At 68.2% G+C, this 22,174-nt stretch carries 20 protein-coding genes; 12 read left to right on the top strand and 8 right to left on the bottom strand.

Translation table 11 applies throughout. The features are described from left to right. Window positions 1-67: 67 nt before the first annotated feature. The 3 genes from AB4Z46_RS08865 to AB4Z46_RS08855 are packed head-to-tail and all read left to right on the top strand — an operon-like array spanning window position 68 to window position 5,765. Window positions 68-1,339 (top strand): TolC family protein, encoded by a 1,272-nt coding sequence (locus AB4Z46_RS08865; protein ID WP_442283115.1) that lies wholly within the window; start codon window positions 68-70, stop codon window positions 1,337-1,339. After that, window positions 1,336-2,610, top strand: a complete 1,275-nt coding sequence (locus AB4Z46_RS08860; protein WP_442283114.1) for an efflux RND transporter periplasmic adaptor subunit — start codon at window positions 1,336-1,338, stop codon at window positions 2,608-2,610. Before AB4Z46_RS08865 ends, AB4Z46_RS08860 begins: the two co-directional genes overlap by 4 nt. Window positions 2,611-2,624: 14 nt before the next feature. Next, window positions 2,625-5,765, top strand: coding sequence for a CusA/CzcA family heavy metal efflux RND transporter (locus tag AB4Z46_RS08855; RefSeq protein WP_442283113.1), 3,141 nt, complete (start codon window positions 2,625-2,627; stop codon window positions 5,763-5,765). Here AB4Z46_RS08855 and ppa read toward each other — a convergent pair. Then, window positions 5,755-6,282: an inorganic diphosphatase gene (gene ppa / locus AB4Z46_RS08850; RefSeq protein WP_162567842.1), complete on the bottom strand. Its 528-nt coding sequence runs from the start codon at window positions 6,280-6,282 to the stop codon at window positions 5,755-5,757. The two genes, AB4Z46_RS08855 and ppa, sit on opposite strands and share 11 nt — an antisense overlap. Before the next feature lie 251 nt (window positions 6,283-6,533). Between ppa and AB4Z46_RS08845 the strand changes: the two genes are divergently transcribed. Beyond that, the gene (locus AB4Z46_RS08845) at window positions 6,534-9,047 is read left to right on the top strand and encodes a sodium-translocating pyrophosphatase (RefSeq protein ID WP_442283112.1); all 2,514 of its coding nucleotides are present in this window, start codon (window positions 6,534-6,536) and stop codon (window positions 9,045-9,047) included. A 69-nt stretch (window positions 9,048-9,116) separates the two neighbouring features. On the opposite strand, the gene AB4Z46_RS08840 is transcribed toward AB4Z46_RS08845, so the two are convergent. The 4 genes from AB4Z46_RS08840 to AB4Z46_RS08825 form a co-directional block, all read right to left on the bottom strand. Further along, window positions 9,117-9,683 (bottom strand): hypothetical protein, encoded by a 567-nt coding sequence (locus AB4Z46_RS08840; protein WP_442283111.1) that lies wholly within the window; start codon window positions 9,681-9,683, stop codon window positions 9,117-9,119. Between the two features lie 234 nt (window positions 9,684-9,917). Then, entirely contained in the window at window positions 9,918-10,163 is a 246-nt protein-coding gene (locus AB4Z46_RS08835; protein ID WP_442283110.1) for a hypothetical protein, read from the bottom strand. Then, the gene (locus tag AB4Z46_RS08830; protein ID WP_442283109.1) at window positions 10,156-10,503 is read right to left on the bottom strand and encodes a hypothetical protein; all 348 of its coding nucleotides are present in this window, start codon (window positions 10,501-10,503) and stop codon (window positions 10,156-10,158) included. Before AB4Z46_RS08830 ends, AB4Z46_RS08835 begins: the two co-directional genes overlap by 8 nt. Window positions 10,504-10,563: 60 nt before the next feature. Further along, window positions 10,564-12,141, bottom strand: coding sequence for a phospholipase D family protein (locus tag AB4Z46_RS08825; RefSeq protein ID WP_442283108.1), 1,578 nt, complete (start codon window positions 12,139-12,141; stop codon window positions 10,564-10,566). 92 nt (window positions 12,142-12,233) lie between these two features. On the opposite strand from AB4Z46_RS08825, the gene AB4Z46_RS08820 reads away from it, so the two are divergent. From AB4Z46_RS08820 to AB4Z46_RS08795, 6 genes are read left to right on the top strand one after another with little or no spacing between them, the layout of a single operon-like run. Beyond that, window positions 12,234-12,788, top strand: coding sequence for a peroxiredoxin (locus tag AB4Z46_RS08820; RefSeq protein WP_442283107.1), 555 nt, complete (start codon window positions 12,234-12,236; stop codon window positions 12,786-12,788). Window positions 12,789-12,824: 36 nt separating this feature from the next. After that, window positions 12,825-14,258 (top strand): aldehyde dehydrogenase family protein, encoded by a 1,434-nt coding sequence (locus AB4Z46_RS08815; RefSeq protein ID WP_442283106.1) that lies wholly within the window; start codon window positions 12,825-12,827, stop codon window positions 14,256-14,258. A gap of 55 nt (window positions 14,259-14,313) precedes the next feature. Further along, on the top strand, window positions 14,314-15,432 hold the full coding sequence (gene moaA, locus AB4Z46_RS08810) for a GTP 3',8-cyclase MoaA (RefSeq protein ID WP_442283105.1): 1,119 nt from the start codon (window positions 14,314-14,316) through the stop codon (window positions 15,430-15,432). Between the two features lie 11 nt (window positions 15,433-15,443). Beyond that, the gene (mobA, locus tag AB4Z46_RS08805) at window positions 15,444-16,094 is read left to right on the top strand and encodes a molybdenum cofactor guanylyltransferase MobA (protein WP_442283104.1); all 651 of its coding nucleotides are present in this window, start codon (window positions 15,444-15,446) and stop codon (window positions 16,092-16,094) included. A gap of 13 nt (window positions 16,095-16,107) precedes the next feature. Further along, window positions 16,108-17,418: a molybdopterin molybdotransferase MoeA gene (gene moeA, locus AB4Z46_RS08800; RefSeq protein ID WP_442283103.1), complete on the top strand. Its 1,311-nt coding sequence runs from the start codon at window positions 16,108-16,110 to the stop codon at window positions 17,416-17,418. A 36-nt stretch (window positions 17,419-17,454) separates the two neighbouring features. Continuing rightward, a complete protein-coding gene (locus AB4Z46_RS08795) occupies window positions 17,455-17,946 on the top strand; it encodes a Crp/Fnr family transcriptional regulator (protein ID WP_442283102.1) in 492 nt (163 codons plus the stop codon). Window positions 17,947-18,019: 73 nt separating this feature from the next. On the opposite strand, the gene rnhA is transcribed toward AB4Z46_RS08795, so the two are convergent. Next, complete coding sequence (gene rnhA / locus AB4Z46_RS08790; protein WP_442283101.1) at window positions 18,020-18,469, bottom strand: ribonuclease HI; 450 nt, start codon at window positions 18,467-18,469, stop codon at window positions 18,020-18,022. Further along, window positions 18,466-19,257: a class I SAM-dependent methyltransferase gene (locus tag AB4Z46_RS08785; RefSeq protein WP_442283100.1), complete on the bottom strand. Its 792-nt coding sequence runs from the start codon at window positions 19,255-19,257 to the stop codon at window positions 18,466-18,468. The genes rnhA and AB4Z46_RS08785 overlap by 4 nt, the downstream gene beginning before the upstream one ends. On the opposite strand from AB4Z46_RS08785, the gene AB4Z46_RS08780 reads away from it, so the two are divergent. Both AB4Z46_RS08780 and AB4Z46_RS08775 read left to right on the top strand, forming a co-directional pair. Further along, the gene (locus AB4Z46_RS08780; RefSeq protein WP_442283099.1) at window positions 19,256-19,738 is read left to right on the top strand and encodes a hydroxyacylglutathione hydrolase C-terminal domain-containing protein; all 483 of its coding nucleotides are present in this window, start codon (window positions 19,256-19,258) and stop codon (window positions 19,736-19,738) included. The two genes, AB4Z46_RS08785 and AB4Z46_RS08780, sit on opposite strands and share 2 nt — an antisense overlap. After that, complete coding sequence (locus AB4Z46_RS08775) at window positions 19,735-21,318, top strand: transglycosylase SLT domain-containing protein (RefSeq protein ID WP_442283098.1); 1,584 nt, start codon at window positions 19,735-19,737, stop codon at window positions 21,316-21,318. The genes AB4Z46_RS08780 and AB4Z46_RS08775 overlap by 4 nt, the downstream gene beginning before the upstream one ends. A gap of 22 nt (window positions 21,319-21,340) precedes the next feature. Here AB4Z46_RS08775 and AB4Z46_RS08770 read toward each other — a convergent pair whose 3' ends face one another. Beyond that, complete coding sequence (locus AB4Z46_RS08770; protein WP_442283097.1) at window positions 21,341-22,174, bottom strand: ABC transporter permease; 834 nt, start codon at window positions 22,172-22,174, stop codon at window positions 21,341-21,343.

The following is a 22,174-nucleotide window of genomic DNA, read 5'->3' as shown; positions in this document are numbered from 1 at the left end:
GAGACGCGCAACACACATCCCCGTTTCCGTCCCGCCGAATCCTCTGGTTCAACCCTCATGAGATTCGATGCGAAGACTTCTATGGCCGCTCGGGCTGGCGGCCGCCTTGTCCAGTCCCTTTCACGTCCAGGCCCAGCCTGAGACTTTTTCTTCAACTTCCCGCCACGATCCTGCGAATGCGCTGTCGCTGGCAACGGCCTCGGCCCTCGCGGAGGCCTACAGCCCGAGCGTGTCGGCGGCCCGGCGCGAGGTCGAGGCCAGCGAAGGCGAGCGGCAGCAGGCCGGCCTGCTGCCGAATCCGGAACTGGCCCTGCTGGTCGAGGACGAGCGCCAGGCCTTTCGGACCACGACCGCCCAGCTCAACATTCCGCTCGAGCTCGGTGGCAAGCGCGCCGCGCGCGTCGCGGAAGCCGAGCGAACGACCGATCTGGCCCGCGCCGCGCTGGCCGGGGCGCAGGCCGATCTGCGCGCCGAGCTGGTAGCGGCATTCTTTCGCGTGCTGGTGGGGCAAGAGCGCGTGACGCTCGCCGCCGGTTCGGCCGACCTGGCCGCGCGCGGCGCCGAGGTCACGGCCCGCAAGGTGACGGCCGGCAAGATCTCGCCGGTCGACGAAACCCGCGCGCGGGTGGAACAGGCCAATGCGACGCTGGAACTGGCGGACGCGCAGGCCGAACTGCAAAACGCGCGACAGGCCCTGGCCTCGTTCTGGGGCAGCCCCGAACTGGTCTATGCCCAGGTGCGCGGCGACCTCGATGCCTGGCCGGTGCGGCCCGGGGTGCAGCAGTTGCTGGCCGAACTCGATGCCTCGCCGACGCTGATGGCGAGCCGACTCGAACTTGAAAGGCGCCAGGCCGGCGTCGATGTCGAACGCAGCAAGCAGTACCCGGACCTCACGCTCAACGTCGGCACCAAGCGACTCAACGAGACGCAGCTCACGCAGGCCATCGTGGGCCTCACCGTGCCCCTGCCCCTGTTCGACCGCAACCAGGGCCGGCTTCAAGCCGCCAGCAGCCGCGCGGCCAAGGCCGAGGACGACCTGCGGGCGGCGCGCACCCGGCTCGTGAATGAAGTGCAGCAGGCGTCGAGCCGCCTCGCGCGAGCCCGCGCGTCGGCCGAGATGCTGAAGACCGCGATCCTCCCGGCCGCCCGGCAGGCACACGATGCGGCGACGCGTGGATTCGAAGCCGGCAAGTTCGGCTTCCTCGACGTGCTCGACGCCCAGCGCAGCCTGCTGCAGGCGCGCGTGCGCTACGTCGACGCCGTGACGAGCGCCTACCAGGCCGCCACGACGCTCGACCGGATTCTCGGTCGCCAACCCAACGAACAGGCAGCGAAATGACACTCTCGAACAAACAGAAGGTCGCGATCGCGGCCATCGTGATCCTGGGCGCGCTCGCGGGCGCCGCCATGCTGATGACCGGGCGCTCGCCGGACAGCGCCGACGCGGGCCATGGACATGGCCATGAAGAAACCGCCGGCCATGACGACGAGGAGCACCACGGCAAGGAAGCCGCCGCCGGCCACAAGGAGCCCGAAGGCCATGGCGACAAGGAGCACGCTCACGGCGCGAAGGAAGAAAAACAGGAAAGGGTCGAACTGTCCGCCGGGCAGATCGAGGCCGCCGGCATCGAACAGCAGGTGGCCGGCAGCGCCCGCGTGCAGGTCACGCTCCAGCTGCCGGGCGAGATCCGCTTCAACGAAGACCGGACCGCCCACGTGGTGCCGCGGCTCGCCGGGGTGGTCGAAAGCGTGCCCGTGCAACTGGGGCAGCAGGTCCGCAAGGGCCAGCTGCTGGCCGTCATCGCCAGCACCGCATTGTCCGAGCAGCGCAGCGAACTGCTGACCGCGCAGCGGCGCCTCGAACTGGCCCGCTCGACTTACGAGCGAGAGGAAAAGCTCTGGAAAGACAGGATCTCCGCCGAGCAGGACTATCAGCAGGCCCGCACGGCATGGCAGGAAGCGCGCATCGCAGTGCAGAACGCGCAGCAGAAACTCGGCGCGGTCGGCGCCACGAATGCGTCGGGCGCGCTGAACCAGTTCGAGCTGCGCGCGCCCTTCGAGGGCACCATCGTCGAGAAGCACATGGCGCTCGGCGAAGCCGTGCGCGAGGATGCCAACGTCTTCACGCTGTCGGACCTCTCCTCGGTGTGGGCCGAGATGGCCGTGCCCGCGCAGGACATCGACAAGGTGCGCGTCGGCGGCAAGGTGCTCGTCACCTCCACGGCCTCCAGCGTCAAGGCCGAGGGCACGGTGTCCTATGTCGGCTCGCTGATCGGCGAACAGACGCGCACCGCGAAGGCGCGCGTCACGCTGGCCAATCCGCAGCTCGCGTGGCGGCCCGGCCTGTTCGTCACGATGACCGTGATCGCGCAGGAGGTCGAGGCGCCGGTGAGCGTGCGCGCCGAAGCGGTGCAGACGCTCGATGACCGGAGCGTGGTCTTCCTGGCCGTGCCCGGCGGCTTCGTCGCGCAGCCGGTGACCGTGGGCCGCAGGGGCGGTCCGTTCGTCGAGATCACGCAGGGCCTGGCGCCGGGCGCCCGCTACGCCAGCTCGAACACCTACGTCCTCAAGTCCGAGCTCGGCAAAGCCGGCGCGAGCCACACCCACTAAGGCCACAGACACACATGTTCGAACGCCTCATACGCTTCGCCATCGAACAGCGATGGCTGGTGCTCCTCGCCGTGCTCGGCATGAGCGCCCTCGGCATCTACAACTACGGGCGGCTGCCCATCGACGCGATCCCGGACATCACCAATGTCCAGGTGCAGGTCAACACCTCGGCGCCCGGCTACTCGCCGCTCGAGATGGAACAGCGCGTCACCTACCCGATCGAGTCGGTGATGGCCGGGCTGCCGGGCCTGGAGCAGACGCGATCGCTGTCGCGCTACGGCCTGTCGCAGCTGACCGTGATCTTCAAGGACGGCACCGACATCCACTTCGCGCGCCAGCTCGTCAACCAGCGCATGCAGGAGGCCAGGGACAAGCTTCCCGACGGCGTGACGCCCACCATGGGACCGATCTCCAGTGGCCTCGGCGAAATCTACCTCTGGACGGTGGAGGCCGACGACGATGCGAGGAAGCCCGACGGCACGCCGTACACGCCGACCGACCTGCGCGAGATCCAGGACTGGGTGATCAAGCCGCAGCTGCGCAACGTGCCGGGCGTCACCGAGATCAACACCATCGGCGGTTTCGACAAGCAGTTCCAGGTGGCGCCTGACCTGGAGCGGCTGGCCGCGCGCGGCCTCAGCCTCCAGGACGTGGTCACGGCACTGGAGCGCAACAACGCCAACGTCGGCGCCGGCTACATCGAGCGGCGCGGCGAACAGTACCTGGTGCGTGCGCCGGGCCAGGTGAAGTCGATCGATGACCTCCGCGAGATCATCGTCGGCAGCGCGCAAGGCCAGCCGGTGCGCATTCGCGACGTCGCCGAGGTGGCGATCGGGCAGGAGCTGCGCACCGGCGCCGCCACCGAGAACGGCCGCGAAGTCGTGCTCGGCACGGTCTTCATGCTGCTCGGAGAAAACAGCCGCGCCGTTTCGCAGGCGGTCGACAAGCAGATGGCCGCGATCAACCGCAACCTGCCGCCGGGCGTGAAGGCAGTCACGGTCTACGACCGCACGGTGCTGGTCGACAAGGCGATCGCGACCGTGAAGAAGAACCTGCTGGAGGGCGCGGTCCTCGTGATCGCGGTGCTGTTCCTGTTCCTCGGCAACATCCGAGCGGCGATCATCACCGCGCTGGTGATTCCGTTCTCGATGCTCTTCACCTTCACGGGCATGGTGCACTACCGGATCAGCGCCAACCTGCTGAGCCTGGGCGCGCTCGACTTCGGGATCATCGTCGACGGCGCCGTGGTGATCGTCGAGAACTGCGTGCGGCGGCTCGCCCATGCCCAGGCGCACCACGGCCGGCCGCTGACGCGCTCGGAGCGCTTCCACGAGGTGTTCGCGGCCTCGAAGGAGGCCCGGCGTCCGCTGATCTTCGGGCAGCTGATCATCATGATCGTCTACCTGCCGATCTTTGCGCTCACCGGCGTCGAGGGGAAGATGTTCCAGCCGATGGCCTTCACGGTCGTGATCGCGCTGGTCGGCGCGATGATCCTCTCGGTCACCTTCGTTCCGGCGGCGGTCGCGCTGTTCATCGGCGACAAGGTCGCCGAGAAGGAGAACCGCCTGATGCAATGGGCCCGGCGCTGGTACGCGCCGGCACTGCGCCACAGCATCGCCAACACCCCCGTGGTGCTGACGGCGGTGGTCGTGGTCGTGGCGCTGTCGCTGCTGGCGGGGAGCCGGCTGGGCCGCGAGTTCGTGCCGAATCTCAACGAAGGCGATTTCTCGATTCAGGCGCTGCGCATACCGGGCACCAGCCTCACGCAATCGGTCGAGATGCAGTCCCGCATCGAAGAGCGGCTGAAGCAGAAATTCCCCGAGATCGAGCGCATCTTCGCGCGCACCGGGACGGCCGAAATCGCGTCCGACCCGATGCCCCCGAACATCTCCGACGGCTACATCATGCTCAGGCCCGAGTCCGAGTGGCCCGCGCCGCGCAGGACGCGCGAAGAACTGCTGGCCGCGGTGCGCGAGGAAGTGGCCCAGCTGCCGGGCAACAACTACGAGTTCTCGCAGCCGATCCAGCTGCGCTTCAACGAACTGATCTCGGGCGTGCGCTCGGACGTCGCGGTCAAGGTCTTCGGCGACGACAACGAGGTGCTGAACGACACCGCCAACCGCATCGCGGCCGTGCTGCAGGCCGTCCCCGGCGCGACGGAAGTGAAGGTCGAGCAGACCACCGGACTGCCGATGCTCAGCGTGAACATCGACCGCGCCAAGGCCACGCGCCATGGCCTGAACATGAACGAAGTGCAGGAGGCGGTCTCGATCGCCATCGGCGGCAAGGAAGCAGGCACCTTCTTCCAGGGCGACCGCCGCTTCGACATCGTCGTGCGGCTGCCTGAATCGGTCCGTGGCGACATCGAGGCGCTGGGCCGGCTGCCGATCGCGCTGCCGAAGGACGGCAACGGCCGCAGCGCCTTCGTGCCGCTGTCCGAGCTCGCCACGCTGGAGATCGCGCCCGGACCCAACCAGGTCTCGCGCGAGAACGGCAAGCGCCGCGTCGTCGTGAGCGCCAATGTGCAGGGCCGGAGCATCGGCAGCTTCGTGCCCGAGGCGGAGGCGGCGCTGCAGGCCAAGGTCAAGCTGCCGACCGGCTACTGGAGCACCTGGGGCGGCACCTTCGAGCAGCTCGAATCGGCGACGGCGCGGCTCAAGGTCGTGATACCGGTGGCGCTGCTGCTGGTCCTGGTGCTGCTGTTCGCGATGTTCGGCAACCTGAAGGACGGGCTGCTGGTCTTCACCGGCATTCCGTTCGCGCTGACCGGCGGCATCGTCGCGTTGTGGCTGCGCGACATCCCGATCTCGATCTCGGCCGCAGTCGGGCTGATCGCGCTGTCAGGCGTCGCGGTGCTCAACGGGCTGGTGATGCTGTCGTTCATCCGCAACCTGCGCGACGAGGGCCGCAGCCTCGACCAGGCCATCCACGAAGGCGCGCTGACCCGGCTGAGGCCGGTGCTGATGACGGCATTGGTGGCGTCGCTGGGCTTCGTGCCGATGGCGATCGCCACCGGCACCGGCGCCGAGGTGCAGCGGCCGCTGGCCACCGTGGTGATCGGCGGCATCCTGTCGTCGACCGCCCTGACCCTGCTGGTGCTGCCGCTGCTGTACCGGCTTGCGCACCGGCGCGACGCCGACGAGCCTACTTCTTGAAGTTCGCGATGCCGTCCAGGATTTCCTTCTTGGCGGCATCGATGCCTTCCCAGCCCAGGACCTTGACCCACTTTCCGGCTTCCAGATCCTTGTAGTGCTCGAAGAAGTGGGTGATGGCCTTCAGGCGCATCGGGTTCACGTCCTCGACCTTCTTCCAGTGGCTGTAGATCGGCAGCACCTTGTCGGTCGGCACGGCGAGCACCTTGCCGTCGACGCCGGCCTCGTCTTCCATCATGAGGATGCCGATCGGCCGGCAGGGCACCACCACGCCCGGCACCAGCGCCCAGGGCGTGATCACCAGCACGTCGACCGGATCGCCGTCGCCCGACAGCGTCTGCGGCACATAGCCGTAGTTGGTCGGGTAGTGCATCGCGGTGGTCATGAAGCGGTCGACGAAGATCGCGCCCGATTCCTTGTCGACTTCGTACTTGATCGGGTCGGCGTTCATCGGGATCTCGATGACGACATTGAAGGCTTCGGGGGCGTCTTTGCCGGGGGAAACTTGGCCGAGGGACATGGTCTGTCTTGGAGTAGTTGAAAGTGTTAGCGGGATGCGGACAAACCCGAAGTTTACTTTCCATGTCACGGCGCAGTCGCACAGAAAGTCACTTTTGCCTGTAAATTGCCCACGTTGGCCAATCGGCCCCTGCCCTTCGCGGCACCGGGCTTCGAGGAAGCAACGCGGCGGAAGCACTGTCCCGTACGCGTTGCGCACAGGGTCGGGCTTTCGTCTCCACTAGTTACAACGAACGACTGGAGAAGCAAGGCATGACTGGCAACACCCCTCTCGTCCTCGCCATCGTCTGCGGCCTCGTGGCCGTGGGTTATGGCTTCTGGGCGCGCAGCTGGATTCTTTCCAAGGACCCGGGCAACGCCCGAATGCAGGAGATCGCGGCCGCGATCCAGACCGGCGCGGCGGCCTATCTCGCGAAGCAGTACCGCACCATCGCGGTGGTCGGCATCGTGCTGGCGATCCTGATCGGGATCTTTCTCGACGTCACCACGGCGGTCGGCTTCATCATCGGCGCGGTGCTCTCGGGCGCCTGCGGGTTCATCGGCATGAACGTATCGGTGCGCGCCAACGTGCGCACCGCGCAGGCGGCGACCCAGGGCATCGGCCCGGCGCTGGACGTGGCTTTCCGCGGCGGCGCCATCACCGGCATGCTGGTGGTGGGGCTGGGCCTGCTGGGCGTCTCGGCCTTCTACTGGTTCCTCGCGGGCAACGGCGCCCTGACGCCGGACAAGAGCCTCGCGAACCTGCTCAATCCGCTGATCGGCTTCGCCTTCGGCTCCTCGCTGATCTCGATCTTCGCGCGGCTCGGCGGCGGCATCTTCACCAAGGGCGCCGACGTCGGCGCCGACCTGGTGGGCAAGGTCGAGGCCGGCATCCCCGAGGACGACCCGCGCAATCCGGCGGTGATCGCCGACAACGTGGGCGACAACGTCGGCGACTGCGCCGGCATGGCGGCCGACCTGTTCGAGACCTATGCGGTGACGCTGATCGCAACCATGGTGCTGGGCGCGCTGATGGTGACGGCGGCGCCCGTCAATGCGGTGATGTACCCGCTGGCGCTCGGCGGCGTGTCGATCATCGCGTCGATCATCGGCTGCTTCTTCGTCAAGGCCTCGCCGGGCATGGTGAACGTGATGCCGGCGCTGTACAAGGGCCTGGCGGTGGCGGGCATCCTGTCGCTGATCGCCTTCTGGTTCGTCACCAGCTGGCTGATCCCGGACAACGCGATCGCGGCCACGGGCAGCCAGCTGAAGCTGTTCGGCGCCTGCTTCGTCGGCCTGGCCCTGACCGCGGCGCTGGTCTGGATCACCGAGTTCTATACCGGGACCCAGTACTCACCGGTCAGGCACATCGCGCAGGCCTCGACCACCGGCCACGGCACCAACATCATCGCGGGCCTCGGCGTCTCGATGCGTTCCACCGCCTGGCCGGTGATCTGCGTCTGCATCGCGATCCTGGCCTCGTACACGCTGGGCGGTCTCTACGGCATCGCAGTGGCTGCCACCGCGATGCTCAGCATGGCGGGCATCGTGGTGGCGCTCGACGCCTACGGCCCGATCACCGACAACGCCGGCGGCATCGCCGAGATGTCGGAGCTGCCGGCCAGCGTGCGCGACGTCACCGACCCGCTGGACGCGGTGGGCAACACCACCAAGGCCGTGACCAAGGGCTATGCCATCGGCTCGGCCGGCCTCGCGGCACTGGTGCTGTTCGCCGACTACACCCACAAGCTCGAAGGCTACGGGCTCGCGATCAGCTTCAACCTGAGCGACCCGATGGTGATCGTCGGCCTGTTCATCGGCGGCATGATTCCCTACCTGTTCGGCGCGATGGCGATGGAAGCCGTGGGCCGCGCGGCCGGCTCGGTGGTCGAGGAAGTGCGCCGGCAGTTCCGCGAGATCCCCGGCATCATGGAAGGCACCGGCAAGCCCGAATACGGGCGGGCCGTCAGCATGCTGACCGGCGCGGCGATCAAGGAAATGATGATCCCCTCGCTGCTTCCCGTGGTGGTGCCGATCGTGGTCGGCCTGGTGCTCGGGCCCAAGGCGCTGGGCGGCCTGCTGATGGGCACCATCGTCACCGGCCTGTTCGTCGCGATCTCGATGTGCACCGGCGGCGGCGCCTGGGACAACGCCAAGAAGTACATCGAGGACGGCCACCACGGCGGCAAGGGCTCCGAGGCGCACAAGGCGGCGGTCACCGGCGATACCGTGGGCGATCCCTACAAGGACACGGCCGGCCCCGCAGTGAATCCGCTGATCAAGATCATCAACATCGTGGCGCTGCTGATCGTGCCGCTGGTGGTCAAGTTCCACGCCGGCGACGCGGGTGCCATGACGGCGCCGGCCGCGGCCCCGCCACCGGTCAGCGCACCGGCAGCACCTGCCGCGGCGCCCGCTGCGGCGGCACCTGCGGCGGCGGCGGTGGCCGCAGCCGATACCGGGGCCTCGATCAAGGCCGAAGGCGGCGTGGTCAAGTTCTACTTCGCCACCAGCAGTGCGGAAGTGCCCGCGGGCTCCAGCGCGGCGCTCGCCGACATCGTGAAATCCGTGCAGAGCGGCGGCCGCGTGCTGGTGAGCGGCTATCACGACGCCACCGGCGACCCCGAGAAGAATGCCGAGCTCGCCAAGAAGCGTGCGATGGCGGTGGGCGCAGCCCTCAAGATCGCCGGCGTGCCGGAAGACAAGGTCGAACTCGCCAAGCCGGCACAGGCCCAGGCCGACGGACCGCCGGCGGAAGCGCGCCGGGTCGAAGTCAAGCTGCAATAGCGGCGATGCCTTCGACCGCGACGCTCGAAGCAGATGCAGCCGGCCTAGCTGCATCGGGCGGTCGAACTCTCAGTTCAGGCTGATGCCACGCGCCGGCGGCGTGCCTTGCTCGGCACGCAGCGGCACGCCCTGCAGGGTGTCGAAATCGGATGGCGCCTCAGGCACGCGCATTTCCTCCAGCTCATGCAGCGAAGCGACCCAGCGGCCGGCGGCGGACTCGGCCGGCTCGTCGTTGGTGAAGACACCGTCGCGGATGTAGAAGGTCTCGGCGGCCGGCCGCTCCATGTGCAGTTCGATCAGTCGCGCGATCGGGAACGTGTAGGTGACCAGCTTTTCCTTCGTCTTGCGGTCCTTGGCACCGCAGTTGAAGAAGCCTTCGGCGGCGATCACGATGCAGGAGCCTTCCACCGAACTGTCGATGTCGCCGCCGCAGCGCCAGATGGCGGTCGGCAGCCGGACACGCACCTTGTCGATGACCAGGTCGCGCTGCTTGTTGAGCGCGTTGAGCGGCGGCACCAGCGAGCGCAGTTGCCTGAGACGTTCGGCAAAGTTGTCGTCGATGCAGAACTCCACATGGTGCGTGGCGCCACCCGAGCGCTTGACGACCTGCATGATGACGTGACGCGGTGAGCTCACAGGGGCCGTCCTTTCGCGTCCATTCGACGCAGACCCGACCCGTTCGAAGCAGTGGTCTTCATTGGGATCATTGAAGCTACGATTAGTTAGAACTTAGGTATTGATGAAATTATTTGCATCAATTGTTTCTAACTGTAGTTCCAATCTTCGCGACTGGATAGGCGGAATGAAGTATTAATTAGATGAAATCAATTGCCTCGCCGACTCCCATAGGCGAGGCGTTTGCCACCCCGCTCAGGCGGCCCCGGCCGACTCCACCAGTTCGTCGAGCGCCTTGCAGGAAGGCGCACAGACCGTCTGCGATTTGCCCAGCAACTGGCGGGTCCGCATCTGGGAGCGCACACGGTGCTTCCCGCACATGAAGCAGGACATCGTGGCGCCGCTGAACGAGGCCGAGGCGCGAAACGGCGAGCCGGGCGCCTTGGCCTTGTAGCGAAGCCCGTCGGCCACCACCGCGGTCTTGACGTCGGCCTTACTCATGGGCGGCTTCCGGGCCGTTTGTACGCATGGCGCGCCCGATCGCCGCCTTGGCGGCCAGTTCGCCCGCGAGCGATGCGTCGAGCGCCGACCGGCACAGGCCGGCGTGCTGGTAGTTAAGGTTCTCGTACACCTGCGAGGCGGCCGGATAGGCATCCAGCAGCTGGCCGAGTTCGGCGCCGGGCTCGGAATCGCGGAATTGATCGACCAGGTGCATCACGACCGACCGGTATTGCTCGGGGCCTACCGGCACGGCGCTGTGCTCCAGCCGCTCGAGGAGCTGGGCCAGGACATGCGTCACGGCCAAATCGGCCTTGTGCGCGGGGGTGTGGGTAGCGTTCATGCACAGCATGTGGGGCGGCGGCGGCGGATTGCAAGAGCGGAAAAGGACCATCCCCCGAGCCTACAGCAGCATCTCCGGCACGATCGGGGCGATCAGGGAGTTGTAGAAGCGCTTGAAAAAGCCCGATTCGGGTTCCGACGTCAGGATCATCTCCTTCTCGCCGTCGGTGGTGAGCCATTCGATCGCGCCGGTGCTCTTGTCCAGCCGCAGGCGGTAGGAATTCTGCAGCTTGCTGATGTTGATGACCCGCAGCATCTCGCGCGCCAACTGGGGGCTGTCGACCACCACGCCCATTTCGGTGTTCTGAGTCGCCGAGCGCGGGTCCAGGTTCATCGAGCCGACGAAGATGCGCCGGCGGTCGATCGCAGCCGTCTTGGCGTGCAGCCGGCCGAGCGAATTGCCGAACATGTCGAAGCGCTTGTTCGCGGTGGTGCGCTCGGGGCTCAGCTCGTACAGGTCGGCGCCGCTGGCCAGCAGGCGCTCGCGGTAGCGCGCGTAGCCTGTATGGACCAGGGGTTCGTCGTTGGCGGCCAGCGAATTGGTCAGCAGCGTCAGCTTGACCTTGCGCCGCGACAGGTCCTCGAACGCCGCCATCCCCTTCTCGCCGGGCACCAGGTAAGGGGACGTCAGATCGACCTCGGCCCTGGCATCCATCAGCAGGCCCCAGACCTTCATGGTCACGCTGGTGGCGAGCGCCTCGTCGGCGGTCATGGTGGCCGGCTTCGTGGGCGGGTCGGCGATGGCGTGCGCCTCGCCCCACAGGAGGCCCATGCGGCCGCCGTCCAGCTCCTCGGCGATCGGCCCGTAGCCGAGCACGTCCGACGGGGGCAACACGATCTTCGGCGGCGGGGAACTCATGCCGATCCAGGCGTCGAACTCGTCCGCGCCGGGCTTGCGCCCGCCCGGGCCGCGAACGATCTCGGCGATCGGCCAGACCTGTTCGGCGTTCCAGTATTCGTCGAAGATCGCCTCGAGCTCGGCCACCACCTTGCCGACGACCAGCGCGTCCATGTCGATGAAGTTCTGCGCCTCGCTGAGCACGAAATATTCATCCGCGATGTTGCGCCCGCCGACCACCGCCACCACGCCGTCGGCGATGAAGAGCTTGTTGTGCATGCGATGGTTGAGCCGCCCGATCTCCTGCGGGGAAGCGAGGAAGCGCGACACGAAGCCCTCCCGGCCGCAGCAGAAGGGATTGAAGAGGCGCACCTCCACGTTCGGCGCCTGCGCCAGCGCCAGCAGCGGCTGCTGGCTTTTCGAGGTGTAGAGATCGTCCACCAGCACCCGCACCTTCACGCCGCGCCCGGCGGCCTCCCGCAGGGCACGCATCAGGAGCCGGCCGGTGGCGTCGTTCTCGAGCTGGTAGTACTGCACCACCAGCGACTGCTGGGCCCGCTGGGCGAGCTGGATGCGGGCGTCGAGGGAATAGACGCCCAACGGCATCAGGCGGAAGCCGGAATGCTCCTCGGGTGGCGTCGAATCCGCGACGATCTTCGCCAGCCGGGTCGAACGGTCGGCTGCCGCGGCATATTCGGCCGGGCGGTCGCGCGAGACCGGCAGCGAGCCGCATGCGCCCAGCAACGCGATGCCGGCGCAGGCCAGCGCCAGGCGGAGCCAGCGATCCAGGGCCATCGTCATGTCATTTCCTCATTGCTCGCGTGCAGGCACCGAACCGCCGCAAGACGGCGCGCAGTCCTAGAATTCGAAACGCACTCACCCGGGGTTACATCATGATGCTATCGATCGCCGCGCGCGCGACTTTCGTTGCCTTCGCCGCCGCCCTGGCCGCGCCTGCCCTCGCCGCCCTCGACATCGGCGACGCGGTGCCCAGATTCACCGCGACCGCGGCGCTGGGCGGCAAGACCTTCCGCTACTCGCTGGCCGACGCGCTCGCCCAGGGTCCCGTGGTGGTCTATTTCTTCCCGGCGGCGGACTCGAACGACTGCTCCATCGAGGCGCATGCCTTCGCCGAAGCCATCGACCAGTTCGCGGCGCTCGGCGCCACCGTGATCGGTGTTTCGGCCGACGACATCGACACCCTCGCGAAGTTCTCGGTCAAGTCCTGCCAAAGCCGCTTTCCGGTGGCGTCCGACCAGTCGAAGACCGTGATCGAGGGTTTCGACGCGCTGATGCAGACCCGGCCGGATTTCGCCAACCGACTGTCCTACGTGGTCGCACCCAACGGCAAGGTCGCCTACTACTACCAGAACCTGAATCCGGACAAGCATGTGGAGCGCATGCTGAACGCGGTGCGTGCGCTGCCGAAGGCGGCGGCTGCGCGCTGAATGCCGACGCGGCGGCGGGCCGTTAACATTTCCACCATGCAACTCAACTACATCGGCAACGAAAACGTTGCCTCGTCGTCCGGCCGCACCCTGCCGGTGATTGACCCCTCCGACGGCCAGGTCTTCGACGAACTGCAGCGCGGCAACGCAGCAGACATCGACGCCGCCGTCGGCGCCGCGCGCCATTGCTTCGAGACCACCTGGCACAAGGTCAGCGCGGCCGAACGCGGCCGGCTGCTCTACAAGCTGTCGCAGAAGATTGCCGAGCACGTCGACGAACTGGCGCTGATCGAGCAGCGCGACTGCGGCAAGCCGGTCAAGCAGGCCCGCGCCGATGCGCTGGCGCTGGTGCGCTACTTCGAGTTCTATGCCGGCGCCTGCGACAAGCTGCACGGCGAGACCATTCCCTACCAGGACGGCTACAGCGTCTTCACCTGGCGCGAGCCGCATGGCGTCACGGGCCACATCATCCCGTGGAACTACCCGATGCAGATCTTCGGCCGCAGCGTCGGCGGCGCCCTGGCGGCGGGCAACGTCTGCGTGGTCAAGCCCTCCGAGGATGCCTGCCTGTCGCTGATCCGGGTCGCCCAGCTGGCGGCCGAGGCCGGCTTCCCGCCCGGGGCGCTGAACATCGTGACCGGCTACGGCCACGAGGTCGGCGACGCGCTGGCGCGCCACGAGGGCATCGACCACATCAGCTTCACCGGCAGCCCCAAGGTGGGCACGCTGATCCAGCAAGTGGCGGCGGAGCGCCACTGCCCGGTGACACTCGAGCTCGGCGGCAAGAGCCCGCAGATCGTGTTCGCCGATGCCGATCTGGGCGCCGCCATCCCGGTGCTGATCAACGCCATCGTGCAGAACGCCGGCCAGACCTGCTCGGCCGGCTCCCGCGTGCTGATCGACCAGGCCATCTACGAGCCGCTGCTGCAACGCCTGGGCCATGCCTTCGAGGCGCTGCGCGTAGGCCCTGCGGCCATGGATCTGGACGTCGGCCCGCTGATCCGCCAGACGCAGCAGCAGCGCGTGTGGGACTTCCTGTCGGACGCGCACGTGGCGGGCATCCCGATGGTGGCGCAGGGCGTGGTAGTCGACGAAGCCCCCGAGGCCGGCTTCTACCAGGCCCCCACCCTGCTGCGCGACGTGCCGGTGGACCACCGGCTGGCGCAGGAGGAAGTCTTCGGCCCGGTGCTGGCCGCGATGTCCTTCCGCGACGAGGACGAGGCCGTGGCGCTCGCCAACGCCACCCAGTTCGGCCTGGTCGCCGGCATCTGGACGAACGACGGCGGGCGCCAGTTCCGCATGGCCAAGCGCGTGAGGAGCGGCCAGGTGTTCATCAACAACTACGGCGCGGGCGGCGGCGTCGAACTGCCCTTCGGCGGTGTCAAATCCTCGGGCTACGGCCGCGAGAAGGGCTTCGAGGCGCTGTACGGCTTCACCACGCTCAAGACCGTGGCCGTGAAGCACGGCTGAACAAGTGCCCTTTCAGAAGGCATCGGCCCCGGCGATGCGTTAAATTGGCCTTCCCATGAACAAGCATGTCGTCCCCGTCTCCGAGATCGGCCGCCCGCGCCGCGCCGCGAGCGCGCCTGAAGGCGTGGTCGCGGCCACCGGCGTGCTGCTCGACCGGCTGGCCCGGCCCCTGACCGACCTGCGCATCAGCGTGACCGACCGCTGCAACTTCCGCTGCAGCTACTGCATGCCCAAGGAAGTGTTCGACAAGGACTACCAGTACCTGCCCCACAGCGCGCTGCTGAGCTTCGAGGAAATCACGCGACTGGCGCGCATCTTCGCCAGCCACGGCGTGCACAAGATCCGGCTCACCGGCGGCGAGCCGCTGCTGCGCAAGAACCTCGAGGTCCTCGTCGAGCAGCTCGCCGCGCTGCGCACGCCGGACGGCCAGCCGCTCGACCTCACGCTGACCACCAACGGATCGCTGCTCGCGCGCAAGGCCCGGGCGCTGAAGGCGGCCGGCCTGAAGCGAGTGACCGTGAGCCTCGACGGCCTCGACGACACGGTGTTCCGCAGCATGAACGACGTCGACTTCCCCGTCGCCGAGGTCCTGGCCGGCATCGAGGCCGCGCAGGCGGCCGGCCTGGGCCCGATCAAGGTCAACATGGTGGTCAAGCGCGGCACCAACGAGCAGGAGATCCTGCCGATGGCCCGCCATTTCCGCGGTACCGGCGTGGTGCTGCGCTTCATCGAGTACATGGACGTCGGCGCCACCAACGGCTGGCGCATGGACGAAGTGCTGCCTTCGGCCGAAGTCGTCCGACGCCTCGCCGAGGTGTTTCCGCTGGCGCCGCTGGAAGCCACCGCGGCCGGCGAAACCGCGCAGCGCTGGGCCTATGCGGACGGCGCCGGCGAGATCGGCGTGATCAGCAGCGTGACCCAGGCCTTCTGCCACGACTGCAGCCGCGCGCGGCTGTCGACCGAGGGCAAGCTCTACCTGTGCCTGTTCGCCAGCCAGGGCCACGACCTGCGGCCGCTGCTGCGCGGCGAAGCCGACGACGCGCAGATCGCCTCCGCCATCGGCCACATCTGGCAGGGCCGCAGCGACCGCTACTCCGAACTGCGCGCACTGCGCGCACCCGACACCGACCACAGCGCGCCGCGCAGGGTCGAGATGAGCTACATCGGCGGATGAACACAGCTGGAATGAATCCATCGATTGCCATCGACGCCGGCGAGATCACCGGCCTCGTGCTCGCCGGTGGCCGCGGCTCGCGCATGGGCGGCGTCGACAAGGGCCTGCAGAACTTCAACGGCACGCCGCTCGCGATGCATGCGGTGCTGCGCCTGGGGATGCAGGTCGGCGAAGTCATGGTGAACGCCAATCGCAACCTGGCCGCCTACGAGTCCTTCGGCGTTCCGGTCTGGCCGGACGGCCTGGCCGACTATGCGGGGCCGCTGGCCGGCTTCCTGACCGGCCTGGAGCGCTGCGAGACGCCCTACCTGCTCACCGTGCCCTGCGACACGCCGCTGTTCCCGCTCGACCTGGCCAGTCGCCTGGCCGCCGCGATGGCGGCCGAGGACGCCGACATCGCGATGGTCAGCGCGCCCGAGGCCGCGGACGATCCGGCCGCCGCGCCGGTGCTGTTCCCACAGCCGGTGTTCTGCCTGCTGCGCGCCACGCTGCTCGAAAGCCTGGTGCGCTTCACGCAGGACGGCGGCCGCAAGATCGACCGGTGGACCGGACAGCACCGCACGGTGCTGGTGCCCTTCGATCGCCCCGGCGATGCCGCCAATGCGTTCTTCAACGCCAACACGCTGGCCGAGCTGCACGCCCTCGAAGCCCGGCGTCCCTGATTCCCTTCTTGCCATGAGCCGAATTGCCGAGATCGCCGCCGCGCTGGCGGGCTACGACCCCAAGGCCCTGCGCGTCGATGCCGTGCAGGCCTTCCTGGCCCAGTTGGCCGAGCCTGCGGTCGTCACGCAGGTCGAGCGCCTGCCCCTGCGCGATGCCCTCGGGCGGGTGCTGGCCGAGGACATCGTCTCGCCGGTCAGCGTGCCGCCGCACGACAACTCGGCCATGGACGGCTTCGCCTTCGACGGCACGCTGCTCGACGCCGCCGCCGGCGACGCCATGCTGACGCTGCGCGTGGTCGGCACCGCCCTGGCCGGCGCCGCCTGGCGCGGCACGCTGGAGGCCGGCGACGCGGTCAAGATCATGACCGGGGCGGTGATGCCGACCGGGCTCGACACCGTCATTCCGCAGGAGTTCTGCACGGTCGAGGGCGAGCGCGTGAGCTTCCCGGCCCAGGCGTTGAAGCGCGGCGACAACCGCCGCTTCGCCGGCGAAGACCTGATGCAGGGCCAGCCCGCGCTGCGCCGCGGCCAGATCGTCACGCCGGCCGCGCTCGGCATGGTGGCCAGCCTCGGATTGCCGATGGTGCCGGTGCTGCGGCGCCTGCGCGTGGCCTATTTCTCCACCGGCGACGAAATCCTGAGTCTCGGCGAACTGCCGCGCGAAGGCGCGGTCTACGACAGCAACCGCTACACCGTGTTCGGCCTGCTGACGCGACTGGGCTGCGAAGTGATCGACCTCGGCCTGGTGCGCGACGATCCGGCAGCGCTCGAATCGGCGCTGCGCCGCGCCGCGGCGGATGCCGACGCCATCATCACCAGCGGCGGCGTCAGCGTCGGCGAGGCCGACCACACGCGCGCCGTCATGCAGCGGCTCGGCGACATGGCGTTCTGGCGCGTCGCCATGCGGCCCGGCCGGCCGATGGCGGTCGGACTGATTCCGGCGCCGGACGCACAGCGCGGCCCGGCCGTCCTGTTCGGCCTGCCGGGCAATCCGGTCGCGGTGATGGTGACCTTCCTCGCCTTCGTGCGCCCTGCGCTGCTGAAGATGATGGGCTGCAACGCTGCCTGCGCCGCGCCGCCGCCGCTGCTGCGCGCCACCAGCGTGGATGCGATCCGCAAGAAGCCCGGGCGCACGGAGTACCAGCGCGGCCGGGTGCTGGCGGTCGCCGGCGCGTTGCCCGAAGTGCGCATCGCCGGCAACCAGGGCTCGGGCGTTCTGAGCTCGATGGTCGAGGCCAACGGCCTGGTGGTGCTGCACCACGACCAGGCGAGCGTGGCGGCGGGCGACGCGGTCGATGTGATGATCTTCGACGGCATGGTGTAAGGTCTCTGCCCGCCCCTGGCCTCACGGGAATTGCGCATGGCCGCGACCAGAATCGAGTTGATGCAGCAGATGCCGATCTTCGGCGCCATCGGCGCGGAATCCATCGAGTTCCTGCTGGCGTCCGCGCCGGTGATCGAAGTGCCGTGCGGCGGCTACTTCTTCCGCGAAGGCGAGCCGGGCCACGGGATGTTCGTGCTCGAAAGCGGCAGCGTGACCGTGTCCAAGAGCTGGCAGTCGCACGAGCTGCTGCTGGGGCGCCTGGCGCAGGGCGACTGTTTTGGCGAGATGGCCCTGCTCGACCTCTTTCCGCGCAGCGCCTCGGTGCGCGCCGATGCCGACTGCATCGCGATCGAGTTCTCGTCGGCCAACCTGTACCGCCTGTTCGAGCGCGACGTCGAACAGTTCGCGCTGATCCAGATGAACATCGCGCGCGAGATGAGCCGCCGGCTGCGGATCACCGACGACCTGCTGTTCCGGGCCCGGATGGGCGAGCATGGCTCCCCCCCAGGTTGGCCTCACTGCGTGTAGCCCGCCCACCCCCTGCCGGGGGCGACACCAGCGGCCCGGCAAAGCCGGTTCCGCGGTGTCCCGCGACTTCGAATCAGAGCCGGCCGAGTGCGCGTTCCACGCCCTTGTTCGCGAGCGCATCCGCGCGCTCGTTGCCCGGATCGCCCGAGTGGCCCTTGACCCAGCGCCATTCGATCTGGTGGCCGCCCTCGGCCACCAGCTTGTCCAACTGCTGCCAGAGCTCGACGTTCTTCACCGGCTGCTTGGTCGAGGTCCGCCAGCCCTTGGCCTTCCAGCCCTTGATCCATTCGGTGATGCCCATGCGCACGTACTGGCTGTCCAGGTACAGGACGACCTTGCACGGCCGCTTGAGCGCGCCGAGGCCCTCGATCACCGCCTGCAGCTCCATGCGGTTGTTGGTGGTGTTGAGTTCGCCGCCGAAAAGCTCCTTCTCGGTGGCACCCGACTTGAGCCATGCGCCCCAGCCGCCGGGACCGGGGTTGCCCTTGCAGGCACCGTCGGTGTAGATCTGTACTTCGTTCAAAAACCGTTTCCTTCTCGATGTCCCCGATTGTCGCGTCCCCGGTGCATCTTTCCCGCGATCGGCACCGGCGCGCTGGCGCGCGAGGCCGCGCGTCGCCAGTCGGCGCTCAACAGCCGCAGCCCCCGCACCCGCTTCACCGCCACGAGGAAATAGACGGCCCCGAAGATCGGCCACCAGCGCTCGCCGGCGGCATCGAACCAGCGGCAACGCTCCAGCCACGCTTCGCTGCGGACCGCGGGCCGATAAACGCCGAAGCGTCCCGACTCGACCTCGAAGCTCAACAGCCGCAGCCAGTCGCGCATGCGCCGGTAGCCGATGAAATCGCCGGCTTCGGGCAGGAACAGCTCGCCGAAACCCAGCCGACGATAGAGACGGGCCCGGCGCTGCCGCATGCCCCAGAGGCTGGCCGGGTTCAGGCCGCAGATCACGACGCGGCCTTCGGGCACCAGCACCCGCTCGACCTCGCGCAGGGTCGCGTGCGGGTCGGGACTGAGTTCGAGCGCATGCGGCAACACCACCAGGTCGAGGCTGTTGGCCGAAAAAGGCAAGGCCGAGAAGTCCGTCACCAGCGCGCTGGCGCTGGCCTGGGCCGGATCCGACAGCGCCAGCCAGCGGTGCGGCATGCGATTGGCGCGCAGCCCCTGGACCTCGGACAGGCCCAGCTGCAGCGCGTGGTAACCGAACACGTCGGCCACGGCCTGGTCGAGCTGCGCCTGCTCCCAGGCCAGCAGATAGCGGCCCGGGGGGGTCTCGAACCAATCGTGCAAACCTATAATTTGACCGCTCATGACCCTCGTTCCGCTGCCCGCCTTCGCCGACAACTGCATCTGGATGTCGCAGGACGGGCACGACGCGATCGTGGTCGACCCAGGGGATGCCAGGCCGGTGTTCGACTCGCTCCGGCACAGCAATCTGCAACTGGCCGCGATTCTAGTCACGCACCGTCATGCCGATCATTGCAGTGCAGCAGCAGCGCGGCACGCGGACTGCGACCACGAATACACACTTGCTAACCGGAGATTCGCGCAAAGCCTGGAACCCGGCAACCCGCATCTCACTCACTACACGGCGCACTCCGAAGCCTTGCGCGCGCGCGACGAGCCGCCGCTGCTCCCGCAGCGGGTCACCGAGCGCCGAATCAATCCCTTTCTTCGCAGCCGCGAAGCCACTGTCAGTCGGGTGGTCCACGTTCACGCCGGCCTCTCTGCGCAAGCCGCGCCGGCCGAAATGTCCGCCGCGCTGCGCCAATGGAAAAACGACTTTCGATGAAATTTCTGCTAGCCGCCTGCCTCGCGGGCTCCTTGTTTCTCGCGGGCTGTGCCACCGGCACCGGTTCATCGCCGGGCACTTCGTCGAGTGCCGCATCGGACAGCGGCACGCCGGTCTATCCGGGCGGCAGCCTGACGCCGATCACCTCGGGCAACACCAAGTCGCGCGCCGTGGTCACGCTGGCCCCGCCCGCCGACATGTGGGACCGCATCCGCCGCGGCTTCAAGATGCCCGATCTCAACAGCGATCTGGTGCGTGACCGCGAGCAGTGGTATGCGAGCCGGCCCGACTACATCCAGCGCATGACCGAGCGCTCGAACCGCTACATCTTCTACATCGTCGAGGAGCTCGAGCGCCGCGACATGCCGACCGAGATCGCGCTGCTGCCCTACATCGAGAGCGCCTTCAACCCGCAGGCCGTGTCGAGCGCGCGCGCAGCCGGCATGTGGCAGTTCATGCCGGCCACCGGCACCGACTACGACCTGAAGCAGAACATCTTCCGCGACGACCGGCGCGACGTCGTGGCCTCGACCCGCGCGGCGCTCGACTACCTGCAGCGGCTCTACGGAATGTTCGGCGACTGGCAGCTCGCGCTGGCCGCCTACAACTGGGGCGAAGGCAACGTCGGCAAGGCGATCGCCAAGAACCAGCGCGCCGGCCTGCCCACCACCTACAGCGACCTGTCGATGCCGGCCGAGACCCGGCTCTACGTGCCGAAGCTGCAGGCGGTCAAGAACATCGTCGCCGATCCGGCGCGCTTCAATGTCGACCTGCCGCTGATCGCCAACCACCCCTACTTCCAGACCGTCGCGCTCAAGCGCGATCTCGACGTCACGCTGGCGGCCAAGCTGGCCGACGTGCAGATCGAGGACTTCCGCGCGCTCAATCCCTCGGCCCACAAGCCGGTGCTGCTGGCCGCCGGCACGCCGGAGATCCTGCTGCCGTGGGACAACGCCGCGGTCTTCCAGCGCAATTTCGAGGCCTACAGCCAGGGCCAGTACGCCAGCTGGACCGCCTGGACGGTGCCGGCCACGATGACCGTGGCCGATGCCGCCCAGCGCTCGGGCATGAGCGAGGCCGACCTGCGCGCGGTCAACAACGTGCCGCCGCGGATGCTGATCAAGGCCGGCTCGACACTCATCGTGCCGCGCAGCGCCCGGGTCCAGGAGGACGTGGCGGCGCTGGTTGCCGATACCGGCCAGCTGAGCTTCCAGCCCGAGATCGTCACGCGCCGCACCGTGATCAAGGCCGGCCGCCAGGACAGCGTCGCGAGCATCGCCCGCCGCTACAAGCTCAGCCCGGCCAGCGTCGCCGAATGGAACGACGTCAAGCCGAGCCATGCCTTCCAGCGCGGCTTCGAGGTGGTGGTGTTCCTGCCCGTGCGGGCCTCGCGCGCCGCCAGCGTGGGCTCCGGCGCCGGCCACGTACGCGGCGGCGCCGTGCTCAAGAGCACCAGCGTGCCATCCAAGGGGAGCGCGAGCAGCAGGAGCACTCCCGCCAAGGCGACCAAGTCTTCGAGCAACGACAAGCAGGTCGTGCGCGAGAAGCGCGGCGGCACGCCGTCGAAGAAGAAGCGCTGATCCGGAGCCCGGAAGCGCGCCCTCAGAGCTTCTCGGTCTCGCCGCTGCGCGGCTGCCATTTCATCAGCCGCTTCTCGAGCACGCCGACGATCGCGTCCAGTACCAGCGCGAAGGCCGTGAGCACCACGATGCCGGCGAACACCGTGTTCACATCGAAGGTGCCCTCGGCCTGCAGGATCAGGTAGCCGACGCCGCGTGCCGAGCCCAGGTACTCGCCGACCACCGCGCCCACGAAAGCCAGGCCCACCGAGGTGTGCAGGCTCGAAAACACCCAGCTGGTCGCGCTCGGCAGGTAGACCGTGCGCAGCAGCTGCCGCTGGTTGGCGCCGAGCATGCGCGCGTTCGCCAGCACCACCGGGCTCACTTCGCGCACGCCCTGGTAGACGTTGAAGAAGACGATGAAGAACACCAGCGTGACCGCCAGCGCCACCTTGCTCCAGATGCCGAGGCCGAACCACAGCGCGAAGATCGGCGCCAGGATCACGCGCGGCATCGAGTTGGCGGCCTTGATGTAGGGGTCGAAGATCAGGCTCGCGGTCGGCGCCAGCGCCAGCCAGAGCCCGCAAGCCAGGCCCAGCACGGTGCCGATCACGAAGGCCAGCACGGTCTCGAGCAGCGTGGTGCCGAGATGAAGATAGATGTCGGCATTGCCCGCCAGGCCTTCGGGAAACAGCGGATTGGGCGGGATCGCGACCGGCATGAACCAGCTCCAGACCCGGCCTGCCACCTGGACCGGTTCGCCCAGGAAGAAGGCGAACTGCGGGTTGCGCGAGGCCAGGTGCCAGGCGACCAGCAGCACGACCAGCACGCTCAGCTGCCAGAAGCGTGCGTTGCTTTCGTCAGGGCGCAGCCGCAT

Origin of the sequence: Variovorax sp. M-6, assembly GCF_052114385.1 — a bacterium.
In the GTDB taxonomy this organism is placed as follows: Bacteria; Pseudomonadota; Gammaproteobacteria; order Burkholderiales; family Burkholderiaceae_C; genus Variovorax.
This window is presented reverse-complemented; position numbering and strand designations above follow the sequence as displayed.

What these genes read in the sequence shown, in the direction of transcription:
- AB4Z46_RS08865 (WP_442283115.1), top strand. Translation starts at nt 68, where the DNA reads ATGCGAAGACTTCTATGGCCGCTCGGGCTGGCGGCCGCCTTGTCCAGT.
- AB4Z46_RS08860 (WP_442283114.1), top strand. Translation starts at nt 1,336, where the DNA reads ATGACACTCTCGAACAAACAGAAGGTCGCGATCGCGGCCATCGTGATC.
- AB4Z46_RS08855 (WP_442283113.1), top strand. Translation starts at nt 2,625, where the DNA reads ATGTTCGAACGCCTCATACGCTTCGCCATCGAACAGCGATGGCTGGTG.
- ppa (WP_162567842.1), bottom strand. Translation starts at nt 6,282, where the DNA reads ATGTCCCTCGGCCAAGTTTCCCCCGGCAAAGACGCCCCCGAAGCCTTC.
- AB4Z46_RS08845 (WP_442283112.1), top strand. Translation starts at nt 6,534, where the DNA reads ATGACTGGCAACACCCCTCTCGTCCTCGCCATCGTCTGCGGCCTCGTG.
- AB4Z46_RS08835 (WP_442283110.1), bottom strand. Translation starts at nt 10,163, where the DNA reads ATGAGTAAGGCCGACGTCAAGACCGCGGTGGTGGCCGACGGGCTTCGC.
- AB4Z46_RS08830 (WP_442283109.1), bottom strand. Translation starts at nt 10,503, where the DNA reads ATGAACGCTACCCACACCCCCGCGCACAAGGCCGATTTGGCCGTGACG.
- AB4Z46_RS08825 (WP_442283108.1), bottom strand. Translation starts at nt 12,141, where the DNA reads ATGACGATGGCCCTGGATCGCTGGCTCCGCCTGGCGCTGGCCTGCGCC.
- AB4Z46_RS08820 (WP_442283107.1), top strand. Translation starts at nt 12,234, where the DNA reads ATGATGCTATCGATCGCCGCGCGCGCGACTTTCGTTGCCTTCGCCGCC.
- AB4Z46_RS08815 (WP_442283106.1), top strand. Translation starts at nt 12,825, where the DNA reads ATGCAACTCAACTACATCGGCAACGAAAACGTTGCCTCGTCGTCCGGC.
- moaA (WP_442283105.1), top strand. Translation starts at nt 14,314, where the DNA reads ATGAACAAGCATGTCGTCCCCGTCTCCGAGATCGGCCGCCCGCGCCGC.
- mobA (WP_442283104.1), top strand. Translation starts at nt 15,444, where the DNA reads ATGAATCCATCGATTGCCATCGACGCCGGCGAGATCACCGGCCTCGTG.
- moeA (WP_442283103.1), top strand. Translation starts at nt 16,108, where the DNA reads ATGAGCCGAATTGCCGAGATCGCCGCCGCGCTGGCGGGCTACGACCCC.
- AB4Z46_RS08795 (WP_442283102.1), top strand. Translation starts at nt 17,455, where the DNA reads ATGGCCGCGACCAGAATCGAGTTGATGCAGCAGATGCCGATCTTCGGC.
- AB4Z46_RS08780 (WP_442283099.1), top strand. Translation starts at nt 19,256, where the DNA reads ATGACCCTCGTTCCGCTGCCCGCCTTCGCCGACAACTGCATCTGGATG.
- AB4Z46_RS08785 (WP_442283100.1), bottom strand. Translation starts at nt 19,257, where the DNA reads ATGAGCGGTCAAATTATAGGTTTGCACGATTGGTTCGAGACCCCCCCG.
- AB4Z46_RS08775 (WP_442283098.1), top strand. Translation starts at nt 19,735, where the DNA reads ATGAAATTTCTGCTAGCCGCCTGCCTCGCGGGCTCCTTGTTTCTCGCG.
- AB4Z46_RS08770 (WP_442283097.1), bottom strand. Translation starts at nt 22,174, where the DNA reads ATGCGGCTGCGCCCTGACGAAAGCAACGCACGCTTCTGGCAGCTGAGC.